The following is an 18,749-nucleotide window of genomic DNA, read 5'->3' on the forward strand; positions in this document are numbered from 1 at the left end:
CCATGTCCCGTAAGCGCACCACGATCGTCGGGACGGCCGCGCTGGCCGTCACGGCGGCCCTCTCCCTGTCGGCCTGCGGCAAGGCCGACATGACCAAGCAGTCCTCGCCGTTCGCCGCGGCCGAGGGGTCCAAGTCCGTCACGCTGTCCGTGCAGACCTGGGTCGGCGCCCAGGCCAATGTCGCGGTCGCCAAGTACCTGCTCGAACACGAGCTGGGCTACCACGTCGACACCGTCCAGGTGGACGAGATCCCCGCCTGGGACGCGCTGAGCCAGGGCCGGGTCGACGCGATCCTGGAGGACTGGGGCCACCCCGACCAGGAGCAGCGCTACGTCAAGGACAAGAAGACGATCACGGCGGGCGGCGGCAACGGCGTCACCGGCCACATCGGCTGGTACGTCCCCAAGTACTGGGCCGACGCGCACCCCGAGGTCACGAACTGGAAGAACCTCAACAAGTTCGCCGACCAGCTGCGCACCCCGGAGAGCGGCAACAAGGGCCAGCTGATGGACGGTTCACCGTCCTACGTCACCAACGACAAGGCGCTGGTGAAGAACCTGGACCTGAACTACGAGGTGGTCTTCGCCGGCTCCGAGGCGGCGCAGATCACCCAGATCCAGCAGTTCGCCAAGGAGAAGAAGCCGTTCCTGACGTACTGGTACGAGCCGCAGTGGCTCTTCAACCAGGTGCCGATGGTGGAGGTCGAACTTCCCAAGTACACCGACGCCTGCGCGGAGAAGGGCACCAAGGACCCGCAGTCCATCGACTGCGCGTACCCCACGACCCCGCTCCAGAAGTACTTCAACACCGACTTCGCCAAGAGCGGCACCAGCGCCGCGGCGTTGTTGAAGAACTTCAAGTGGACCAAGGACGCCCAGAACGAGGTGTCCGAGTCGATCGCCTCGGAGGGCCTGTCGGCCGATGAGGCGGCCAAGCGCTGGGTGCACAAGCACCCGGACGTCTGGAAGGCCTGGCTGCCCAAGAAGTAGCCGGCACGGGTTCACGTCCGACGCGGGCGGTCGCACGGTGTGCGGCCGCCCGCGCGGGCGTTCGTGCCCGCCGACCCTGGTCGCCCACCGGCCCCGGCGTGGCGGCATAGTAGAGCCCAGTCCGACGCGGGACATGAACACATCACGGCGCGGCGCCGCTGCGGCGCCGCCACGTATCGGGGGGACTCGCTCCATGCCATCCATCCGCCGCTCCACCGTCGCGGCCGCCGCACTGGCCGCGCTGCTCGCGGTCACCGCCACCGCCTGCGGCCCCGGCGACGACAAGGCCGCCGCGTCCGGCGGTTCGGCCGCCGCCGACCACAAGGAACAGGGCGACGGGGGCCTCAAGCTCCCCAAGGGCGTGCCGACCAGCATCGACGAGCTGAAGAAGTGGCAGGACGGCGGCTGGCGGAACTGGGACAAGTGGGCCCGCGAGGCACAGGACTTCGCCAACCCGATCATCAAGGACCACTGGAAGAACGACCGGCTGGCCAAGGCGAAGGCCGCCCCCGAGATCGGCGTCAAGGCCACCGGCGCGGGCAGCGAGTTCGACGCCACCGACCCCGAGCCGCGGCCCGTGAACGCCATCCAGGTCGGCCGCCCGTACCACCGGAACATGGCCCCGGTCGGGAAGATCTTCTTCGACAGCCCCAAGGGCCCGATGGTCTGCTCCGGCACGGTCGTCCAGGACCCGGCACACCCGGGCAAGTCCAACCTCGTGTGGACCGCCGGGCACTGCGTGCACTCCGGCAAGCGCGGCGGCTGGATGCGCAACATCGTCTTCGTGCCGTCGTACAACGACAACGGCGCGCCGATGAGCCAGGTCGGGACCCTGCCCGCGCAGCAGGTCACGCCGTACGGCCGGTTCTGGGCGGACTGGATCACCACCTCCGGTGAGTGGATCAACATGGGCAGCGAGGAGAGCGGCAACGGCGGCTCCGCGTACGACTTCGCGGTGCTGCACGTCAAGCCGGAGAACGGCGGCGGCAAGTCCCTCCAGGAGACCGTGGGCGTCGCCATCCCGGTCTGGTTCAACGCCCCCTCCGCCGCGGGTGTCAACTTCGTGCGGGCCGTCGGCTACCCGGCGGCGCCGCCGTACGACGGCGCGCAGATGATGGCCTGCCAGGGCCGCCCGGGTCGCCTCGTCATGGAGCAGGGCACGCCGGCCATGGACCGCATCGGCTGCACCATGACCGGGGGCACCTCGGGCGGCGGCTGGTTCGCCGAGCGCGGCGGCAAGCTGGCCCTGATCTCCAACAGCTCCATCAGCTCCAACGCCCACACCTGGCTGGCCGGCCCGCACCTGGGACCGGAGGCCAAGCGGGTCTTCGACGGCATCAGCCGAAAGTTCGCGAACCAGTAGCGGCCGCCGTCCGCGGCTCCGGCGGCAGCGCCCGGCACAGCGCCTCCAGGGCGCCGGGGAAGGCGCTGTCGGCCGGGGCCGCATAGCCGACGACCAGGCCGTGGCGGGGCGGCATCGTGGCGGCCGGGTGGCGGTAGTCCGACAGCACGTCCAGGGCCAGGCCCTGGAAGCGGGCGGCGCGCAGCGCGGCGCGCTCGTCGGCCTCGGTGGCGCCGCCGGGCAGCTGGAGCACGGCGTGCAGGCCGGCGGCGATGCCGGTGACGCCGAGGTGCGGGGCCTGGCGGGTCACCGCGTCGACGAGCCGGTCGCGGCGCCGGCGGTAGCGCTGGCGCATCCGGCGGATGTGGCGGTCGTAGGCGCCGTGGGTGAGCAGCTCCGCCAGGGTGAGCTGATCGGTGACGCCCGCCCAGGCCTCGCGTTCCCCCTTGGCCGCGAGGACGGCGTCGACCAGGCGGCCGGGGAGCGCCATCCAGCCCAGCCGCACCGCCGGCGACAGGCTCTTGCTGACCGAGCCGAGGTGGACGACGCGTTCCGGGTCCAGCCCCTGTAGGGCGCCGACCGGCTTGCGGTCGTAGCGGAACTCGCCGTCGTAGTCGTCCTCCAGGACGTAACCGCCGGTGGCCCGCGCCCAGTTGACGGCGGCGGCCCGGCGGTCGGGGTGCAGCGCGACCCCCGTCGGGAACTGGTGCGCGGGGGTCAGCAGCACCGCGCCCACGTCGTCCAGGGCGCCCAACCGCTCGGTGTCGGCACCGTGTTCGTCGAGGGGAAGCGGGCGGGTGTCCACCCCCGCGGTCGTCAGAAGCTGCCGGTGGAAGGGCAGGCCGTAGGACTCCACGGCCAGCGGGCCGGGCAGCACGGCGGGGAAGAGCAGCCGCAGCGCGTGCGCGAAGCCGGAGCAGATCACGATGAGCTCGGGGTCGGTGCGCACCCCGCGGGTGCGGGCCAGGTAGTCGGTCAGCGCGCGGCGCAGCTCGATGCGGCCGCGGGGGTCGCCGGGCCCGAAGGCGTCGTTGGGGGCGGCGGTCAGCGCGCGGCGGGCGGCCGCCAGCCAGGCGGTGCGGGGGAAGGACGCGGCGTCCGGCTGCCCCTGGAGGAGGTTGTGCACGGGGCGGGCCACCGGGGCGCTACGGGCCGGGGCACGGGTGGGCGTCAGCGGTTCGGCGCGCTCGGCGACGCGGGTGCCGGAACCCTGGCGGGCGCTGAGCCAGCCCTCCGCCACCAGCTCGGCGTAGGTGTCGGCGACGGTGTTGCGGGCGATGCCGAGGTCGGCGGCGAGCGAACGGTAGGGCGGCAGCCGGGTGCCGGGGGCCAGCCGCCCGGACCGTACCGCGTCGCGCAGCGCGCGCAGGAGCACGGCGCGCCGGCTACCCGGTCCGCTCAGCTCCAGATGGAGATCGCCACCCAGGATCTCGGCTGGATTGACCCATGATTCCGGCATGGAAATGCACCCTACAGCCGGTCGCTGACGCCCGTAGATTTCCTGGCATGACGAACGAAACGCAGCTCACGCACAGCGACCACGACCTGAACGACGCGGCGCCCCGCAGCCCCCGGGTCGACTTCGCCAAGGCCGCCCCCAAGGCCTTCAAGGCCCTCATCGGCTTCGACGCCGCCGCCCGCGAGGGCCTGGACCACTCCCTGGTCGAGCTGGTCCAGATCCGCTCCTCGCAGCTCAACAAGTGCGCGTACTGCCTGCACATGCACACCACCGACGCCCGCAAGGCGGGCGAGAGCGAGGAGCGGCTGCACATGGTCGCCGTCTGGCAGGAGGCGGCGCACTTCTTCACCGCGAAGGAGCGGGCGGCGCTGGCCCTCACCGAGGCGGTGACGCTGGTCGCCCAGGGCGGCGTACCGGACGAGGTCTACGAGCGGGCCGCCCGGCACTTCGAGGCCGACGAACTGGCCCGGCTGCTCGCCCTGATCTTCACGATCAACACCTGGAACCGGATCGCCATCAGCACGGGGAAGGTGCCGGGGACGGACGAGCGGTGAGGGGTGGGTGGTGGGGGCGGGGGCGCCTCAGGTGGGCTGCTCCCGTTCCCCTAGCTCTTCCCGTTATCCCAGCTGCTCCCGTTACCCCAACTCCTCCCGCAGGCCCTGGGCGATGCCCGCCACCGCCGCCATGGCCCCGTGCTGGAGCCCCGGGCCGAAGGTGACCCGGGCCGCGCCCAGGTCGCCCAGCGCGCGGGGGCCGGGGCCGTCCGGCAGCACCACGGCGTTGACCGGGAGACCGATGGCGCCGGCCAGGTGGGCCAGTTGCTCGGGCGGCGCGGTGATCGGGTAGACGCAGTCGGCGCCCGCCGCGGCGTACATCCGGCCACGGCGCACCGCCTCCGCCGGGTCCGCGACGCCGCGCAGATAGGTGTCGATCCGGGCATTGATCACCAGGTCCTCACCCGCCTCGGCGCGCACGCTCGCCAGCCAGTCCGCCTGTTCCTGCGCGTCCCGCAGCGTGCCGGTGGCGTGGTCGGTGTCCTCCAGGTTGCAGCCCACCGCCCCGGCCTCCGCGAGCCGGCCCACCAACTCCTTCGCGGACAGCCCGTATCCGGCCTCCACATCCGCCGAGACGGGGATGTCGACGGCCCGGACGATGCGGGCGACGGCGGCGAACATCTCGTCGGGCGGCGTCCGGCCGTCCTCGTAACCGAGCGAGGCCGCCACGCCCGCGCTGGGCGTGGCCAGTGCCGGGAACCCGGCGTCCGCGAAGACCCGGGCGCTGGCCGCGTCCCAGGGACCGGGCAGGACCAGCGGCAGGCCGGGGGCGTGGTGCAGGGCGCGCAGCGCCGCGGCCGCGGTCACGCCTGCCCCGGGGTCATGCGGGTGGAGACGCCGAAGCGGTTCCAGGCGTTGATCGCGGTGATCAGGGCGATCAGCTGGGCCAGTTCGGCGTCCTCGAAGTGGGCGGCGGCGCGGTCGTAGACGGCGTCGGGCACGAACCCCTCGGTCAGCACGGTGATCGCCTCGGTGAGGGCGAGCGCGGCCTGCTCCTTGGGGGAGTAGAAACCGGTGGCCTCCTCCCAGGCGTTGAGGAGGTGGATGCGCTCCTCGGTCTCGCCGGCCTTCCGGGCGTCGGTGGAGTGCATATGGATGCAGAACGCGCAGTGGTTGAGCTGCGACGCACGGATCTCGACCAGCGCGACCAGCGCCGGATCGAGGCCCTTCTTCGCCGCCGCGTCCAGCGCGATCATCGCCTTGTAGACGTCGGGTGCGAGCTTGGCCCAGCGAAGGCGGGGCCCGTGCTGGTGGGTCTGTGTCGTCATGGGTACGACGCTACGGCGCCATTGGCACAGCTGTATGGTCCACTTCCATGGAGGAATCCTGGGCCACTTTCGGCCGTGACCTGCATCTGGACCTCACCGGCCCCGGCGGGCTGCGGGCCGCCCTGCTGCGCGCGCTGCGGGACGCGGTACGGTCCGGGCGGCTGGCCCCCGGCACCCGGCTGCCGTCCTCCCGCTCCCTCGCCGCCGACCTCGGCATCGCCCGCAACACCGTCGCCGACGCCTACGCCGAGCTGGTGGCGGAGGGCTGGCTCAGCGCCCGCCAGGGCTCCGGCACCCGCGTCGCCGAGCGGGTGCTGCCGCGCACCAGGCCCGCCGCCCGGCGCGCCCCCGGCCCGGCCGGACCTGCCGGCCCACCGCGCTTCGACCTCACCCCTGGCACCCCCGACGTCGCCGCCTTCCCCCGCACCGCCTGGCTGGCGGCCGCCCGCCGCGCGCTGACCGCGGCCCCCAGCGAGGCCTTCGGATACGGCAGCCCGGCCGGCCGCCCGGAACTGCGCACCGTCCTCGCCGACTATCTGGCCCGCGCCCGCGGCGTGCGCGCCGACCCCGAGCGCATCGTCGTGTGCACCGGCTTCATGCAGGCACTGGCCCTGCTCGGCCGGGCGCTGGGCGGTGGGGCGGGGCGGCTGGCCGTCGAGTCCTACGGCCTGGACTTCCACCGCGAGGTCATCGCCCGCGCCGGTCTGCGCACCGTCCCCCTCGCCGTCGACGAACACGGCGCCCGGACCGCGGAGCTGACCGCCCACGACGGCCTGCGGGCGGCCCTGCTCACCCCCGCCCACCAGTTCCCCACGGGGGTTCCGCTGCACCCCGACCGCCGGGCCGCCGCCGTCAACTGGGCGCGGGCCACCGGCGGTTACGTCCTGGAGGACGACTACGACGGCGAGTTCCGCTACGACCGCCAGCCCGTCGGCGCGCTCCAGGGGCTCGACCCCGACCACGTCGTCTACCTGGGCACCGCCAGCAAGAGCCTGGCCCCCGCGCTGCGCCTGGCCTGGATGGTGCTGCCGGACCGCCTCCTCGACCCCGTCCTCACCCTCAAGAGCGCCGGCGAATGGTCCTCCGGCACGCTGGAGCAGCTCACCCTCGCCGAGTTCGTCTCCTCGGGCGCCTACGACCGGCACCTGCGCGGTATGCGGCTGCGCTACCGGCGCCGCCGCGACCAGCTGGTCGCGGCCCTGGCCGAGCGCGCCCCGCACGTCCACGTCTCCGGCATCGCGGCCGGACTCCACGCCGTACTGGAACTCCCGCCCGGCACCGAACGCTCCATCGTCCAGGCCGCCCGCTGGCAGGGCCTCGCCCTAGAAGGCCTGACCCGCTTCCGTGCCCCCGCCACCCCCACACCCCCACGCGACGCCCTGGTGGTCGCCTACGGCACCCCACCCGACCACTCCTTCACCGGCGCCCTGGACGCCCTGATGAGGGCGCTGCCGCCGGGGGAGTAAGGGGTGGGCGGCGGCCCTGCGCCGCAGGTCTTTCGCGGTACGACCAAGGGGCGCGACCGGCACAGGCCCAGGAACGCCAGGCCGTCGCCCTGTGCGGCGACTTTCGGTCTTCCGGCCCGTCCACCGCCCTCCCACCTGGGTCACCTCCTGGCGGAAAGTCGCCGAAACGATCTTCCTGCTCCTTCGAGTGGCATTCCGAGCACACCCGACCCCACCCACGCCGCCCGGATGACCAGGCTCGCAGAACAGGCCATTTCCGCACCTGGCCTGTTGTGCCACCACCACACCATGGACCGGTTGATGCACTTCCGCACCAGCCGCCACACTGCGATTCAAGGCCGACTCTCCTGCACAAGTGCCACGCTCGACGTCCTGATGCGCTCCGAGAAACCGCACCGACGCCCGCCGGGTGCCAACACCTCGTACGCACAGGCTCAACGTGCGCACGAAATCCGCGCGCACACCTTCGGAGCATCCCTGGCTAGCTGGTACCGGCCACGTCCCCAGCCGATCCGTGAGTAACTCCCCGGCGCATCGCGCCCGTCGAACGCACCCGATCAGGAGAATCGTCATGTCTCAGACGCTGCCGTCACCGCTCGGGCTCGACCTCGCCAAGCTCAGGGCCGACCTGCACGACTGCGCTCAGGCCGTAGAGGTGCCCTTCAACGCCCCGGCCGTCGACCGGCTGCTCAGCACGCTGGCCGACCTGTGCACCGACGCATGGCTCGGCATGCGCACCACCACCCGGCCGGCCGGGAGGCGGGACCTCAACCTCCGCGTGTGCTACCGCCGGCCCGTCCACCCTGTCCCGCTGCTGCGCGAGGCCGGACTGCTCACCTTCGACGGGCACCCCATGGAGAGGCTGCTCGACGAACTCGTCGACGCCTTTCCGTTGTGGTGGGGCATCGACGCGTCCGTCAGCGGCTCGGTCGACAAGTTCTGGCTCGTCTTCGACAACGGTGTCCCGCTCGCCGATGTCCTGGCCCTACCCCATCTGCCACCCGCCGTTCGCGCCTCCCAGGACCACTTCGAGCGGGCCGGCATGGACAGGGTCGGCCTGATCGCCCTGGACTTCGGGCATCGCACCGTCAACGTGTACTCACCGGTCTTTCCGCCGGGGACACTGACGTACGAAACCGTCACCAGCCTCATCTCCGGCCTCGGCTTTCCCCTCCCCGCCGAGGAGGAACTACAGCGCAACACCGATGCGTTCGACGTCTATCAGACGTTCAGCTGGGACGAACCCGGTGTGCTACGCCTGTGCTTCCCGGTTCGGTACACCGCCGCGGACTTCCCCACGCACTGCCACCCGGTCCTCAAGCAATTCGTCGAAACGGCCCCCTTCGCGGTTGATCAGCGGTCCTTCGTCCACTACACCACCTACGGCCCACGCGGCGGCTACTTCAAGGTCCAGTCCGACTACACGGGAAACCACCGGGACACGTTCCTCCCTCAATGACGGCGCGCCTGCGCCTACTCCGCGACCTCCGTAGGGGGTCCCATCCAGAGGCCGGCCCCCAGCCCGGCGACGGCGTGTGCCCATGCGGAGCCGCTCGTTCAGGAACTCTCGGGCGCCTGGGGCCGAGCCGGGACCCGCCCTCGCACACGAGCGGGCGGCGGCCTCCGGCAGAAGATGGCGGCTCTCGCTGTTGGACGGCTATCCCAGATATGGAGTTGGACGGTTCTCCAGGAAGTGCCGAATCCGCAGCCGCTGAGTGTGATGCATGGGAAGTTCATCAATTTCGCTTGGGGCTACGAATCGAATCTCTGAGGACTCATCGGAGATCGCCAGCGAGCCGCCGACGATGTGCGCGGTGAAGCACACATTGAACTGTCGCCTTACCTCCCCGTTGCTGTACGCGATGACATGACGTGGATCCGTATAAGTGCCGACGAGCCCTGTGATCTCTACGTCCAGTCCGGTCTCTTCCTTGACTTCCCGCACGGCCGTTCCCGGCAGGGAGTCCGTCATATCCATTCCGCCACCAGGGAGCGCCCACAGGCCGTTGTCGGTGCGCTGTTGCAGCAGAACGCGTCCATCGTCATCCGTGACGACGGCCGACGCCGCGACGATCAGACTGTTCGGTTTGGGTGCACCAGGGTCGTCGTAATATTCGGTCCGTGACACTGCTCATCCTCCTTGTATGGGTGTTGCGGTAGCCCATACGGCATCGAAGCTCCCTGCGTAGCCGTCGAACATGCCCCCGTCGTCGTTGCGCCGGAGGTGCCACACGGGCGCAGCATAGGCATTCGCACCCCACACATGGGAATTCACCAGCATCTGGTCGTCGGCGCGGTAGATGCTGTTGTAGAGGGTTGTTCCGTGTGTCCGGAGCTCGATTCCTGGTGTGTCTACGAGCGCCCGGTAATGCATGATGGCCAGTCGGCAGCGTGATGCGATCCCATGGCCGAACGCCTCCTCCCTGCCGCGCTGTTGAACGTTGGCGCTGCCTGCGTCGCCTACAGCAATCCGTACGGTGCAGCCTTCGGCGGCGCGCTCGCGCAACAGGTCATTGAGGCGCGGGTATGCCTCATGCAGGAATACGGCCGCGTAAACGAGTACATCAATCTGTTGGCGTGCCTGAGTGAAGAGACCGATGAAGGTGGAAACGGGGAGATCCGCCCGCTGGGTGTAGAGCGCGACAAGTTCGGGACTGACGGCCCTTGCTGCGTGTGCTTGCCTCAGCTTTGGCCAGAGTGCAAACACGTCTTCTCCTATTGTCTCGGCGGCCCGCATGGCGGTTTCCCTGCGCGGCGTGCGGCCCAGGTTGACCCACCGTTCTACTGACTTGGGATCAACATCAACCTTCGCTGCCAGGCTCGCATGAGTCCAGCCGCCTGCCATCATCGCGGCCCGAAGTCGTTCGTTTGGCACTCAGCCCCTCCCTGGACGTTGGTAGGGACGCTCTACCCGTCGCGGGACGTCCCTAAGTGTCCGTTGTCCGAGGTTCCGGCGTCCCCTGAGAGCCAGCGATGCTCGCGGACAGCAATGACCCCCGCGACGCGCTGCGTGCGTCCGGGGGCATGGCCATCAACTACTGAGGAGTTGACGACATGACCAACGCTACAGCGAGGTTCTTAATCCCGCTGCTGCGACTGCTGTTTCCCCCACGAGGCTGCCACCGGTCGGCTGGCGCACCGCCCGCCGCGAGGCGCGGGGATGAGCCGACGCTCATGGCTCCCCGTGTCCCCGTGAGCCGGCCACGCTTGCTGCGCGGCGAAGACTCGGCCCTGATCCGCCCATACGTCCTCACGCCCGAGGAACGACAGGAACGGCGGTTGCAGCGCGGCCGGCGGCGGTCGTTGTGGCTCACCGCGTATGGAGTCGATGCCGGTCCGCGCTGGATCCACGGTGTGGAGGTGACGGGCTGATGGCCCGCGTCTGTCAGCCCGTTCACCTGATGCAACCGCTGTCGGCGCCGGAGCCCGAGCCGGTTGCCGGGTGTGATGTATGTGCCGCCCTTGCAGAGCAGCGCGCGAGGGCGCAAGCCGCCGGGGACAGGTCCAAGGCGATCGACTGCAGCGTCGAGATGCGCCGCCACCCCCACGAGCCCGCCTCGCCTGTCGAAGTCCGGGGCACACCGCGCGAGGGGGCCGCACTGCCTCCGAGGCAGGGCCACCACCGATAGACCCCCGCGCCCGGCTGCCCTGGGGTGGGCATCGGCTGGGGCGGGTCCACTCTCCGCGCGTGTCAGGCGCGGGGACTGTCCATCCATCACCGTACGCAGGGAGGAGGTAAGACCATGAGGGTTGACGAGCTGTTCACCGGAGAACTGATCACCGGTGTCCCGAGCATGGACGCGGCGCTGCTCGACAAGATGCCTGGCGGTGGCGACGACAACGGCGACCACTGCAAGTGATCCATTCCTGGCAGAGGCGGGGCGAGGCTGAGGCTGATCGGGCCTCGCCCCGTAGCGTCCCCGTAGCAGCATCAAGGAGATGATCACGTGCTCTCGTTGCGCCTGAGGCTGGCAGACCTCGCGTCGCCCAACTGGCAATGGAGTAACGACCGGTGGGTCAGCGGAGACAGCTGGATCAAGCCTGCGGGCTCTGCGGCGCTCGCCTCGAAGCTCGTCGCCACCGAAGCTCATCACTTCACTGCCTCGGTGCAGGAACGCAAAGAGGGCGAGGCGGAGTTCACCGCGCTGGACATGCGACCGCGGCGGGTTCGTCTGACGGCAGGCGTGTTCGGCACGGCGCCGCTGTATCTCATGGCAACCGGTGACGAGCTGCGTGGCGAATGGGACCTCTCTGAGCTGCGGTCCCGTCTGCGGACGGATCGGCTTGTTCCGCGGGTGGTCTCCCGGACCCTGAGCCGACAGCATCGGTACACCATGGACACCCTTTTCGAGGGGGTGTACCGGCTGACCGAGCGCGCTACAGCCGTGTTTACTTCGGATGGGCTCAGCGTGACGTACCCCGAGCCCGCCGAGCATGTGCTGAAGCCCCGCACGCTCCGGGCCGACGTGGACCCGCTCACCGCGTTGGACTCTCTCCTCTCCGGTGTGGTCGACCAGGCGCCGGCGCCCACGGGACGAGTGGGGCTCGAACTCTCGGGAGGGGCCGACTCGGGCAACGTGGCCGTGTCGGTCTCCGCGCGCGGCGACGGTGTGATCCACAGTTTCGGGCTGGTGCTCGGTGGCGCGCTCGGCGTTCAACAGCGGGAGAGGCGCCGGGCGCTGACTGGCCATTTGGGCTTCCGTGACACCGCAGTTCCTGCCGTGCAGCATCCGCCGTTCGTACCGGGTGGCGTGCGCGCCCGGGGCGTGCCGCACGACCCGGCGGGCGAGTTCTATCAAGAAGCCTTCGACGTACTGCGCGAGCAGGCAGCCCTGCGGGGCTGCGAGGTGATCTTTACGGGGCACGGCGGGGACGAGGTCAACGCTCATCATTCGAGGACGAGCGCCGAACTCCCGCCGGTGGAACATGTGCCCTGGCTGGGCCCAGTAGCGACGGAGGCACTCGCCGAGGTGGATGAGGATCTGGCGCCGATCCCGGTGCTCCCCATACCGACCCTCATGGCGTTCGGCCGCCACAATCCGGGCTATCTGCGCGCCGGCGTCTGGCCGGTCGCCCCGCTCGCACATCCCCGCATCGTGCGCTTCATGGAGCAGCTACCCGCCGCGTACAAACGAGGAAAGACGCTGTTTCGTGATCGGCTGCGGCGGGCTGGACTGCCCGAGTCGGTTGCCGCGCCGGCCGAGCCGGAGAACTTCCTGCCGCTCATGGAGGCGGGGTTGCGCACGTACGGGCTTCCCGCCCTCGATCGCATGGCACGGGATTCGCTGCTCGTCGATCTCGGCTACGTTGATCCCAAGGCGCTCGCTCTCGCCTGCGAGCATGCCCGGCATGTACCTGTGGTGCCCGACCTGCTGTGCGACACGCTCGCTCTGGAAATCGGGCTGCGGACCTTCGCATGACCAGCTCCGACGTGGAAGCCGAGCGACATGGAAGCTACGAATGTCTTCTACCGGGATCCCGCGCTGTACGACGCGGTACAGGCGGACAGCGGCAGCGCCGAGACGTGTCAAGCTCTGATCGAGCGTTACCGCCCGGACGCGGCCGCACTGGTGGACTTCGGATGCGGCACGGGGCGCGACCTGGAAATCCTGGCCAAGCGATTCGAGTGCACCGGCGTGGACCTGCAGGCGCGCATGATCACGTACGCCCACCGCGTCCGCCCCGGCCTCGACGTCCGCATCGGCGATATGCGGTCGTACCGGCTCGGACGGCGTGTCGACGTCGTGACGTGTCTCGGCAACTCCCTGGCTTACGTGCACGACAACAGTGGGATCCGGGACGTGTTCGCGACGTTCGCCGCACATGTGCTCCCCGGCTCGGTCCTGGTGCTCTGCTCGCCCGTGTCGCCGATCATCCGGACCGAGCCGACAACCGCCACCGTCGAGACACCGGGAACGCGCGCCACGGTCACCGTCCGCTACGAGTGGGAACTGCGGACACAGATCAACACCATGCATCGGCATTGGGCGTTCGCATCAGGCGACGAAGCATGGGACGTGGTCCGGCGCAGAGTCCTGTTTCCGCGTGAGCTGGAGCACTACGCATCGGGCGCAGGGTTCGAGGTTGTCGACATGGTGAACGGGGTGGGGAACAGGGCACTGATCGGTCCGACGGCCTACACCGTGGCCCGCTACCGTCCTTGACAACGCTGGCCCCCGCTCCGCGACGGCGGGGGCCACACCGCATGCGCGAAAGAGAGCGAAAGTGCCGACCGTCGAAGAACGCCTCTGGGACACCTGGGTCGAAGCGGCCTCCGGGCGGGCCGACCAGGCGCTGACCAAGATGCGTTGGACCCAGTACGGCGACCACGGCCCCGGCCACGAGCTGCTGGGGGATGCCCGGCGCGTCCTGGAGCTCGGCTTCGGCACCGGCCGCCATCTCACGTTCCTGCTGGAACAGGGCTTCGACGTCCTGGGCGTGGACCTGTCCCCGCTGGGAGTCGAGCTGGCGCGGCAGCGATACCCGGAGGTGGACGCGTCACGGTTTTCCTGTGCGGACGTCCGCGACTACCTGGACGGCACCAGTGAGTGCTTCGAGGCGATGTACTCGGTCTTCGGCGCCTGCTGGTTCACCGATCCGCAGGATCTGATGCCCCTGATCCGCAAACGGCTCGCCCCCGGCGGCCGACTCGTCTTCTCCCAGCCGCCGGCCATCCCCGGCTGCTACGGCGCGCAAGGCATGTTCAAAGGCGGATTCGCGGGCGAACCCATGTTCCTGCGCCGCTACGACTACACCCCAGAGGCCTGGGCCGACATGCTGCGCGCCGCCGGCTTCGGCCAGGTCGAGGTGGTGATTCTGGACGCCCCCGTGGCAGGGAACATCGGGACCCTGCTGGTGCAGGCGTCGTGATCGCTTGCCGCGCGGAGCGGCAGCGCCGGGAGGTGCCGAGCCGAGCCCACCGGCTCGGCGGGTGACTACTCCGCGACCTCCGTAGGCGGTCCCATCCAGATCGCGTCCTCGCAGACGCTCAGTTGGGTGCGGCGGCCCGTCTCGTCCCGGGCCGATATCGGATGGCGGCCCTGGGGGTCGCGTGGTGCGGCGATCACGGCGGTGTCGACGCTGACCATGCAGCCTTCGGGCTGGGTGGCCCGGTCGGAGTCCTTGTAGCGCAGCGCGGTCGTCAGGGTGCCGCCGCGGCTAAGGTCGATGGGCATCGTCCGGCCGTGCCCCTGTGCGTCGGACATGGGGCCCTTGCCGACGTGCACCTCGAAGACCGGGAAGCCGCGGAAGACACAGGTTCCCGGGCCCTTGTTGGCGATGGACAGTCGCGCGTCGCGGTGGGTGCTGTGCGGCTTCTTCTTCAGCACGGTGAGCTTCCAGCGCAGGCTCTTCGTCGTGCAGTCGGCGTGCAGGGCCGCCATCCGGGGCGAGCCGCAGCCGAGCAGGCCCAGGCCGAGGGTGACGGTCAAGGTGAGCGCGGCCGCCGCCGCGAGAAGTGGACGCCGGCGCACGACTCCCCCTGGTGGTTTCGCTGTTCTTTCCGCTGTTCTTTCCGGATGTCGCATAGGACTTCTGTTGAGGAGGAAGGGTTTCGTGTGCTCGGGGTTGCCTCTGTTCGCGGGGGAGTGATCGATTTCCGGGCAGGCGCGGTCGACGACGCCCGTACGGCGCGGTCGACAACGCGCTTACGGCGCGGCTCCGACTCCCCCTACGGCGCGGCTACAGCTCCCGTACGAAGGACACCCGGTCCAGTCCCGGACCGTCGTAGTCCGTGTGCACCGGTACGCCGTCGTCGTCGGTCCGGTCACCCGGCTCCAGTCGGAAGCCCATACGGGTGTGGTACGCGATGGAGTCGCGGTTGTTGGGGCTGGTGATGCAGCGGACCCGGCTGCGGCCTGCCTCCCGGGCGAGGGTGAAGAAGCGCTCGTACAGCGCGCTGCCGATTCCGCTGCGCTTGCCGTCGGGGCACACACCGACGTAGTGGATGTAGGCCGTGTGCGGGTCGGTCTGGGAGAGGAAGCCGATCAGGAAGGCGTGCAGGGTGCCGTCGGGGCGCTCGACGAGGAAGCTGGTGTCGGTGAAGTGCTGCAGGAAGAGGCGCGGCACCATCAACTTGCGTTGCAGCGTGCCGGCTTCACCGCCCAGGCCGCCCCACCAGTCGGCCAGGGCCTCCTGGATGCGCGGATGGTCCGACGCCGCGGGACGGCGCAGCGTCAGCTCGTCGGATATCGGTCCGGGCGCCGGGGTGCTGTCGGTCATGCGGCCAGCCTAGGTGTGCTCCTCCCGCGGGCGCAGGATTGCCGGTCCCGCGCTCTACTGCCAGGTCGCGGTGTCGGGGTCGATGCCGTGGGCACGCGCGTCGGCGTCCACGAGGCGACGGAACCACGTGGCGAGGCCGGTGCGGACGCCGTCGTAGTGGGCGGCGAACGCCGGATCGGCCTCGTACATGCGGCCGAGGCAGACCTGCATCTGCCTGGTGAGGGGAAAGTACGAGGCAAAGACCTCGCGGTGCCGCTCGACGAGTCGGTTCGCTTCCGGGCTGCCAGGCGTGACGCCGGCGTCCATCGCCTCCCCGAGGGCGCGGTCGAGGGCGGCGTTGGCGTCGGCGACGGCCTGCCATTCCTCCGGACCGCGAGAGGCCGAGCGTTCGGCGTACTGCCGCCATTGCGTGGTGTCTCCGTAGCGCTGACGGGCCTGGGCGGCCCAGTCCGGGTCCCACTGGGGGCCGAAGACCGCGGCCTGCTGCTCGACGGTCAGCAGCAGGCCGCGCTCGTGGGCGTCGATCATCCGGTCCAGTCCGGCGCCGAGCCGCTGGAGGCGGTCGATCCGCTCGGCTACCTGGATGCGCTGCGCGCGCAGTGCGCCGGGCACGTCCGCGGTCGAGTCGTCCAAGACGGTCCGGATCCGGTCCAGGCCGAGTCCGAGCTCTCGGTAGACGACGATGCGGTGCAGGCGTTCCAGATCTCCAGTGGTGTAGAGCCGGTATCCGGCGGCCGTGCGCAGCGACGGTCGCGCCAGACCGATCTCGTCCCAGTGGTGCAGCGCGCGGACCGTCACACCCAGACGTGTCGAGACCTGACCGACGGTCAGGCCATCGGCGTCAGTGGTATCAGGCATGTTCCGCATTGTCGCCGCGACCGACGTCCGGTGGGGTGATCCCGACTGCTGCAAGGTTCCGGGCCTCCTGACTGGCCGGATCGAAGGGCTTCGCCGCGGTGAAGACGATCCGGGCGTTCTCGGGGGTGATCACCGTCACGTCGCGGGTGTTCCAGGGGGTGTCCCGTGGACCGTCGACCGAGTCCGGGCGCAACGCACGACAGGCCTCGACGAGGGAATCGACCTGGCTGAGCACGCCCGCGAAACTGAAGCTCATCGCCGGCGGTTGCTCCGGAACGCTCGCCGCCGGGACGAGGAGTACGTCCTGGAAGGCCCACCGGCGCAGATGCACCACCTGGCCGGGGATGCTGAACAGCTCGAAGAACCCGAGCCCACGAACCCAGAAGTCCATCGACGCCGCGAAGTCGCTCGTGGGGATCGTCACGAACGCGGGCATTCCGTAGATGCCGCGGAACGGCTCCGGCGGAACCGCATCCGGGCCGGGGGTGGGCACGGGGCTCATCTCGAACGCGTTGTAGTAGTCGCTCATGCACCCGACTCTCCAGCCTCCCGCAGCGTGAGGGTCAAGTCGGTTCCGGCGCGGGCCGCGGGTCTTGCCGGTCCCGGCCGCGGCCCGGGACGTCCGCCCCCGGCCGGGGCCGGCCGACGCCCGCCCCGCCCCGCCCCGTTCGGTGCCGTTGCACAGCCGTGGCACACAGCGGACGGGAAGGGGCAGATCCTCCCGAGGGCCGTGAGGCGACCGCAGGGGGACGAGTCGGAACCAGTCGGAATCAGGACGGGGGCGTATCGGGGGCGAGGGGAGCCGGTCTCTAGGCTTGGCCGGAGTCACAACGATGTACGTCCGATGTACGACCGAAGTACGTCCACGGGGGAAGCGGGAAGACATGGCCGAAAAGGCACGTCGGCGGCTGCGGTCGAGCACGGTGATCCTGGGAGGCATGGGCGCGCTCGCCGCGGCCCTGACGTCCTGCGGCTCCGAGCCCGACAAGCGCTGCGTCGACCGCAACAGCTACGACATGGCCAAGGGCTACCGCATCGTCGACTCCAAGAACTGCTCCGCGGGCGGCGGCTCGTCCAGCGGAGGCAGCACCACGAGCGGCGGCGGATACGGCACGAGCGGCCGAGGCGGCGGGGCGGGCAAGAAGCCCGTCGACGGCCAGTGGTACTACGACCCGAGCAACAAGGGCGGCACGTACGCCGCCGACGGCACCTTCAGCAAGAGCTCGGCCGTCAACCGCGGCGGCTTCGGCTGCTCGGGGTCGCACGGCAGCGGCGGCGGCCGGCACGGCTCCTTCGGCGGCTGAGCGGCCGGGTCGCGGCATGGAACGCCACACCATCGAGCCCCGCCCCGGCTGGCAGCAGACCGTCGAGGCGCAGGGGCTGATCTACCCGCTCACCCGCTACCCGGACGACTCGCTGCGGCCGTACTGGGACGAGAGCGCGTACTACGAGTTCACCCTCCCCGAGGTCGAGGCCCTGGAGGAGGTCGTCGAGGAGCTGCACGGCATGTGTCTGGCCGCGGCCGCGCACATCGTCGACCAGGGCCGCTTCGCCGACCTGGGCATCGTCGATCCCCGGCTGGTGGAGCTGGTCGCCGAGTCCTGGCGCCGGCGCGAGGAACTGCCGTCCCTCTACGGGCGGTTCGATCTGCACTACGACGGCACCGGCCCGGCCAGGATGCTGGAGTACAACGCCGATACGCCGACCTCGCTGGTCGAGGCCGCCAGCCCGCAGTGGTTCTGGATGGAGGAGCGCTTCCCGGGCGCCGACCAGTGGAACTCGCTGCACGAGCGGCTGGTGGCGGCCTGGAAGCGGCAGGCGCCGCTGCTGCCGCCCGGTGCGCCGCTGCACTTCGCGCACTCCGCGAGCGACGAGCTCGGCGAGGATCTGATGACCGTCGCGTATCTGGAGGAGACGGCGCAGCAGGCGGGCCTGGAGACGGTCGCCATCTCCATGGAGGACATCGGCTGGGACCGGCTCTCGGGCCGCTTCGTCGACCAGCGGCTGCGCTTCATGCGGGCGTGCTTCAAGCTCTACCCGTGGGAGTGGCTGGCCACCGACGACTTCGGCCCGCACGTCCTGGACACCCTCGACAACGGCGGCGGCACCGGCTCCACCCTCTGGATCGAACCCGCCTGGAAGATGCTGCTCTCCAACAAGGCGCTGCTGGCGATCCTGTGGGAGCTCTACCCCGGACACCCGAACCTGCTGCCCGCGTACCTCGACGGGCCGCGCGAGCTGGCGCAGACCCGTGGCTACGCGGCCAAGCCGCTGCTCGGCAGGGAGGGCGCCGGCGTCACGCTGCACGAGCCGGGCGCCGCGCCGGTGCTGCGCGGGCCCGAAGACCCGTGCTGCTACCAGGAGCTGGCGCCGCTGCCGGACTTCGCCGGCAACCGTGTCGTCCTCGGCGCCTGGGTCGTCGAGGACGAGGCGGCGGGGCTGGGCATCCGCGAGTCGTCCGGACCGGTCACGGACGAGTACGCGCGCTTCGTGCCGCATGTGATCCGCTGAGGCGCGCCACGGTGCGCCCGGCGCCACCGCGTGGCCGGGCGCCACATGGCGCAGCGAGCGGCCAGGGCCTTCGGCCCGCCGG

At 70.5% G+C, this 18,749-nt stretch carries 19 protein-coding genes; 10 read left to right on the forward strand and 9 right to left on the reverse strand.

What is annotated here, in order from left to right:
* Nucleotides 1-2 precede the first annotated feature (2 nt).
* Both ACFWZH_RS04785 and ACFWZH_RS04790 read left to right on the forward strand, forming a co-directional pair.
* The gene (locus ACFWZH_RS04785; protein WP_384425391.1) at nt 3-989 is read left to right on the forward strand and encodes an ABC transporter substrate-binding protein; all 987 of its coding nucleotides are present in this window, start codon (nt 3-5) and stop codon (nt 987-989) included.
* 193 nt (nt 990-1,182) lie between these two features.
* Entirely contained in the window at nt 1,183-2,352 is a 1,170-nt protein-coding gene (locus tag ACFWZH_RS04790; RefSeq protein ID WP_384425392.1) for a trypsin-like serine peptidase, read from the forward strand.
* Here the strand turns inward: ACFWZH_RS04790 and ACFWZH_RS04795 are convergent.
* Entirely contained in the window at nt 2,327-3,790 is a 1,464-nt protein-coding gene (locus ACFWZH_RS04795) for a PLP-dependent aminotransferase family protein (protein WP_384425395.1), read from the reverse strand. The two genes, ACFWZH_RS04790 and ACFWZH_RS04795, sit on opposite strands and share 26 nt — an antisense overlap.
* Before the next feature lie 47 nt (nt 3,791-3,837).
* Between ACFWZH_RS04795 and ACFWZH_RS04800 the strand changes: the two genes are divergently transcribed.
* On the forward strand, nt 3,838-4,344 hold the full coding sequence (locus ACFWZH_RS04800; protein ID WP_384425397.1) for a carboxymuconolactone decarboxylase family protein: 507 nt from the start codon (nt 3,838-3,840) through the stop codon (nt 4,342-4,344).
* Between the two features lie 81 nt (nt 4,345-4,425).
* Here the strand turns inward: ACFWZH_RS04800 and ACFWZH_RS04805 are convergent, their stop codons facing one another.
* Together ACFWZH_RS04805 and ACFWZH_RS04810 are read right to left on the reverse strand one after the other, a co-directional pair.
* Nucleotides 4,426-5,151 (reverse strand): isocitrate lyase/phosphoenolpyruvate mutase family protein, encoded by a 726-nt coding sequence (locus tag ACFWZH_RS04805; protein WP_384425400.1) that lies wholly within the window; start codon nt 5,149-5,151, stop codon nt 4,426-4,428.
* Nucleotides 5,148-5,612, reverse strand: a complete 465-nt coding sequence (locus ACFWZH_RS04810) for a carboxymuconolactone decarboxylase family protein (RefSeq protein ID WP_384425403.1) — start codon at nt 5,610-5,612, stop codon at nt 5,148-5,150. The genes ACFWZH_RS04805 and ACFWZH_RS04810 overlap by 4 nt, the downstream gene beginning before the upstream one ends.
* Before the next feature lie 47 nt (nt 5,613-5,659).
* On the opposite strand from ACFWZH_RS04810, the gene ACFWZH_RS04815 reads away from it, so the two are divergent.
* Both ACFWZH_RS04815 and ACFWZH_RS04820 read left to right on the forward strand, forming a co-directional pair.
* A complete protein-coding gene (locus ACFWZH_RS04815; RefSeq protein ID WP_384425406.1) occupies nt 5,660-7,078 on the forward strand; it encodes a PLP-dependent aminotransferase family protein in 1,419 nt (472 codons plus the stop codon).
* A gap of 571 nt (nt 7,079-7,649) precedes the next feature.
* Nucleotides 7,650-8,537, forward strand: a complete 888-nt coding sequence (locus ACFWZH_RS04820; protein WP_384425408.1) for an aromatic prenyltransferase — start codon at nt 7,650-7,652, stop codon at nt 8,535-8,537.
* 198 nt (nt 8,538-8,735) lie between these two features.
* On the opposite strand, the gene ACFWZH_RS04825 is transcribed toward ACFWZH_RS04820, so the two are convergent.
* Together ACFWZH_RS04825 and ACFWZH_RS04830 are read right to left on the reverse strand one after the other, a co-directional pair.
* Entirely contained in the window at nt 8,736-9,206 is a 471-nt protein-coding gene (locus tag ACFWZH_RS04825; protein WP_384425410.1) for an NUDIX hydrolase, read from the reverse strand.
* Nucleotides 9,207-9,209: 3 nt separating this feature from the next.
* The gene (locus tag ACFWZH_RS04830) at nt 9,210-9,926 is read right to left on the reverse strand and encodes an XRE family transcriptional regulator (protein ID WP_384425660.1); all 717 of its coding nucleotides are present in this window, start codon (nt 9,924-9,926) and stop codon (nt 9,210-9,212) included.
* Nucleotides 9,927-11,025: 1,099 nt separating this feature from the next.
* On the opposite strand from ACFWZH_RS04830, the gene ACFWZH_RS04835 reads away from it, so the two are divergent.
* The 3 genes from ACFWZH_RS04835 (at nt 11,026) to ACFWZH_RS04845 (ending at nt 13,948) form a co-directional block, all read left to right on the forward strand.
* The gene (locus tag ACFWZH_RS04835) at nt 11,026-12,498 is read left to right on the forward strand and encodes an asparagine synthase (RefSeq protein WP_384425413.1); all 1,473 of its coding nucleotides are present in this window, start codon (nt 11,026-11,028) and stop codon (nt 12,496-12,498) included.
* Nucleotides 12,499-12,525: 27 nt separating this feature from the next.
* Nucleotides 12,526-13,242, forward strand: a complete 717-nt coding sequence (locus ACFWZH_RS04840; protein ID WP_384425416.1) for a class I SAM-dependent methyltransferase — start codon at nt 12,526-12,528, stop codon at nt 13,240-13,242.
* A gap of 61 nt (nt 13,243-13,303) precedes the next feature.
* Complete coding sequence (locus ACFWZH_RS04845; protein ID WP_384425418.1) at nt 13,304-13,948, forward strand: class I SAM-dependent methyltransferase; 645 nt, start codon at nt 13,304-13,306, stop codon at nt 13,946-13,948.
* A 65-nt stretch (nt 13,949-14,013) separates the two neighbouring features.
* Here the strand turns inward: ACFWZH_RS04845 and ACFWZH_RS04850 are convergent, their stop codons facing one another.
* The 4 genes from ACFWZH_RS04850 to ACFWZH_RS04865 all read right to left on the reverse strand — a co-directional run bounded on the left by ACFWZH_RS04850 (nt 14,014) and on the right by ACFWZH_RS04865 (nt 16,685).
* Nucleotides 14,014-14,550 (reverse strand): DUF4232 domain-containing protein, encoded by a 537-nt coding sequence (locus ACFWZH_RS04850; protein ID WP_384425420.1) that lies wholly within the window; start codon nt 14,548-14,550, stop codon nt 14,014-14,016.
* A 208-nt stretch (nt 14,551-14,758) separates the two neighbouring features.
* Nucleotides 14,759-15,298 (reverse strand): GNAT family N-acetyltransferase, encoded by a 540-nt coding sequence (locus ACFWZH_RS04855; protein WP_384425423.1) that lies wholly within the window; start codon nt 15,296-15,298, stop codon nt 14,759-14,761.
* A 54-nt stretch (nt 15,299-15,352) separates the two neighbouring features.
* The gene (locus tag ACFWZH_RS04860) at nt 15,353-16,156 is read right to left on the reverse strand and encodes a MerR family transcriptional regulator (protein WP_384425425.1); all 804 of its coding nucleotides are present in this window, start codon (nt 16,154-16,156) and stop codon (nt 15,353-15,355) included.
* Nucleotides 16,149-16,685, reverse strand: a complete 537-nt coding sequence (locus ACFWZH_RS04865; protein ID WP_384425427.1) for a VOC family protein — start codon at nt 16,683-16,685, stop codon at nt 16,149-16,151. Before ACFWZH_RS04865 ends, ACFWZH_RS04860 begins: the two co-directional genes overlap by 8 nt.
* A 355-nt stretch (nt 16,686-17,040) precedes the next feature.
* Here ACFWZH_RS04865 and ACFWZH_RS04870 point away from each other — a divergent pair, with 355 nt between their 5' ends.
* Together ACFWZH_RS04870 and ACFWZH_RS04875 are read left to right on the forward strand one after the other, a co-directional pair.
* The gene (locus ACFWZH_RS04870) at nt 17,041-17,460 is read left to right on the forward strand and encodes a hypothetical protein (protein ID WP_384425429.1); all 420 of its coding nucleotides are present in this window, start codon (nt 17,041-17,043) and stop codon (nt 17,458-17,460) included.
* Nucleotides 17,461-17,476: 16 nt separating this feature from the next.
* A complete protein-coding gene (locus tag ACFWZH_RS04875) occupies nt 17,477-18,667 on the forward strand; it encodes a glutathionylspermidine synthase family protein (protein WP_384425432.1) in 1,191 nt (396 codons plus the stop codon).
* The last annotated feature ends 82 nt before the right edge of the window (nt 18,668-18,749 follow it).

Origin of the sequence: Streptomyces sp. NPDC059008 (assembly GCF_042749045.1) — a bacterium.
Lineage (GTDB): Bacteria > Actinomycetota > Actinomycetes > Streptomycetales > Streptomycetaceae > Streptomyces.